This window comes from Moorena sp. SIO3I8 (genome assembly GCF_010692325.1).
Classification (GTDB): Bacteria; Cyanobacteriota; Cyanobacteriia; order Cyanobacteriales; family Coleofasciculaceae; genus Moorena.
In genome coordinates, this window is the sequence record NZ_JAAHHW010000354.1 from 1 (window position 1) to 1,583 (window position 1,583).

General features: G+C 43.1%; 1 protein-coding gene. It reads left to right on the plus strand.

The annotated features are described in order from the left end of the window. On the plus strand, nt 1-1,298 hold a 1,298-nt coding region (locus F6K51_RS36945; protein WP_293031065.1), incomplete at its 5' end, for a lectin-like protein. Between the last annotated feature and the right edge of the window lie 285 nt (nt 1,299-1,583).

Genomic DNA, 1,583 nt, shown 5'->3' on the forward strand with positions numbered 1-1,583 from the left:
ACGTCAAAGTGAACTCTCCCAAAGAACGTTTTGATATTGATGGCAACAATGGTATAGATTTCGTCAAGGCTTCACTTACAGGCACTTATGAGCGCACCTTTAGTCGCAATACTAATCTGACGTTAGTGGAAATTAATCAAAGTGCTGTTAAATTATTAGGAGATACTTTAATTGACAACTTAGGTAATGATGTTCGCTACGGCACGATCTGGAATGATGAACTCCGTGGCACTAACAGCAATGACAAAATTTATGGCAGCCTAGGTAATGATTCCCTCTATGGATTTGATGGGAATGACATTTTAGAAGCTGGTCAAGGTGATGATAAGCTATATGGGAACTCTGGTAGCGACAAACTCCATGGCAGCTTTGGTAATGACACTCTTAAGGGTGGCTCGGGCAAGGACATGATGTATGGTGGCTCTGGTCAAGACATGATGTATGGGGGCACTGGTAATGACACAATGTATGGAGGCATTGATGATGATACCATCCAGGGTGGCTCGGGTAACGATTTCATAGCTGGGGATGCTGATCACCAAAACAACAATGTTAGTGTTTACCGTGGGCATCAATATCTCCTAACTTCTGTTGCTGGCACCTGGGACGAAGCTCAAGCTGAGGCAAAGCGTTTAGGTGGTAACCTGGTAACGATTAATGATGCTGCTGAGCAAACATGGCTGTTTAACAAATTTGGTTCTAAGGAACTGTTTTGGATTGGCTTAACTGACAGCTCAAGAGAAGGTAATTGGAAGTGGGTCAGTGGTGAGTCAGCAACTTATCGCAATTGGTCTCCAGGAGAACCCAACAACTCCACAATCTATGGAAGTCAACCAGAAGGTGAAGACTATGCCGTCATGGGTTGGGGCGATCGCGCCTGGAATGATTTAAGCGATCGCGATCCTTGGCATAATAATCTGCGAGGCGTGATTGAGATCAATCAGCCCAGTACTAAAGATACCATAATTGGTGGAGATGACATTATTACTGGTGGTCGCGGTAGTGATACCTTAGTAGGTGGCAGTGGCGCAGATAAATTTGTGTTCAAACGGAATGAGAGTTTGTTAACCGGTGAGTTTGATGTCATCAAAGACTTTGAAGTGGGTGTCGATAAATTTGAATTCCAAGGCTGGGGTAATAATATTAATGCCTCCAGGTGGTTCAATAATGAAATATCCCAACGTGGGATTATTGATACTCAAGATGGTGCTCTTTTCCGTTCTGATTATGGTGGAACTGTTCTGTTTAAAGATGTGAGTGTAGTAGATCTCAGCTACTCTGACTTTAGATTTAGCTAACCCCCAATTCTAGAAGAAGCTGAGTGCTCAGTACTCAGTACTCAGTACTCAGTGCTGAGCGTACGTCATTGCTGATAAATAAATGAAAAGAAGTGATTGCCTGTTTTCTCGTCCAAAAACAATCAGCCAAAATGGCGATACTTTTGGAAGATAGTTATTTATGATAGTGGTGGGCTTTATGCTTTCCATCAAAAGCTCAGATCTGGCTTTGGGTAAAGAGGGTGGTAGCCCAATCCATGGTCGGTTAAGCAAGGGTCAACTGTCAACAGCAAAGTAGGTCAACTA